Origin of the sequence: Psychrobacter sp. S1-30-MNA-CIBAN-0213, from assembly GCF_040309845.1 — a bacterium.
In the GTDB taxonomy this organism is placed as follows: domain Bacteria; phylum Pseudomonadota; class Gammaproteobacteria; order Pseudomonadales; family Moraxellaceae; genus Psychrobacter.
In genome coordinates, this window is the sequence record NZ_JBEOPE010000027.1 from 1 (window position 1) to 1,302 (window position 1,302).

At 45.3% G+C, this 1,302-nt stretch carries 1 protein-coding gene; it reads left to right on the plus strand.

What is annotated here, in order from left to right; genetic code table 11:
• The first annotated feature begins 56 nt into the window (after positions 1-56).
• The gene (locus tag AAEY87_RS13805) at positions 57-1,271 is read left to right on the plus strand and encodes an IS256 family transposase (protein WP_350657580.1); all 1,215 of its coding nucleotides are present in this window, start codon (positions 57-59) and stop codon (positions 1,269-1,271) included.
• Positions 1,272-1,302: the final 31 nt, after the last annotated feature.

The following is a 1,302-nucleotide window of genomic DNA, read 5'->3' on the forward strand; positions in this document are numbered from 1 at the left end:
GAGCCTTTCCTAAAAAGTGTGTAACTGCTTATAATCCACTAACCGGAGACTAAGCAATGACTAACCAATCTGACATCAAGAAACTAGCCGAGCAAATGGCCAGTAGCATGAAAAGCTTTGATGACATCAAAGACTTTCAGAAGCAACTCATGCAGTCCTTTATCGATACTGCCCTTGAAGTTGAGATGGAAGACCATCTTGGCTACCCCAAGCATGAAAAGGCGGATAAGCCAAACAAGCGCAACGGGCACACTAAAAAGACCGTCCGTAGCGACACAGGCGATCTTGAGATATCCACCCCAAGAGACCGTGACAGCAGCTTCGAGCCTGCATTAGTGCGTAAGCATCAAACCCGTATCTCAGGTCTTGATGATAAAATTATATTCTTTTACGCCAAAGGCCAAACGACCACTGAAATAGTCGAAACCATCAAAGAGCTTTATGACGTCGATATATCAAGCACACTAGTTTCAAGAGTCACTGACAACATTATTGATGACATCACCGCTTGGCAGAACAGGCCCTTAAGCAGTGTTTATCCTATTGTCTATTTGGACTGCATTGTCGTTAAGGTACGTCAAGATAAGCAGATCATCAACAAGGCCATTTATCTGGCGCTAGGCGTTAGCCTTAGCGGTAAAAAAGAGTTACTTGGTATGTGGCTATCAGAGAACGAGGGCGCTAAGTTCTGGCTAGGTGTTCTCACTGAGCTACAGAACCGAGGGGTACAGGACATCTTCATTGCCTGTGTTGATGGTCTAAAGGGCTTTCCCGATGCTATCAATACGGTTTACCCTAATGCTCAGGTTCAGCTGTGTATCGTGCATATGGTGCGCTATTCGATGAAGTTTGTGCCGTGGACGGATAAAAAGAAAGTAGCGGCTGATTTAAAGACCATCTACGGCGCTGATACGTTTGAGATAGCAGAGGCCAATCTTGAGCACTTTGATGAGACTTGGGGCGAGAAATACCCGCATGTGGTCAAGTCTTGGCGCAATAACTGGGAGGGCTTAACGGTGTTCTTTGATTATCCTAAAGACATCAGAAAAGCGGTTTATACCACCAATGCTATTGAGTCGCTAAACAGTGTGATTCGTACGGCGGTGAATAAGCGTAAGGTGTTCCCGTCTGATCAGGCAGCTTTCAAGGTAGTCTATCTGGCAACTCAGCAGGCATCCAAGAAGTGGTCGATGCCGATTCGTAACTGGACGGCTGCTTTAAATCGCTTTATGATTATGTTTGATGATCGTATCAGCAAGCATTTAATCTAAATGGCAGTTACACAGAATCAGGGATGGTCTC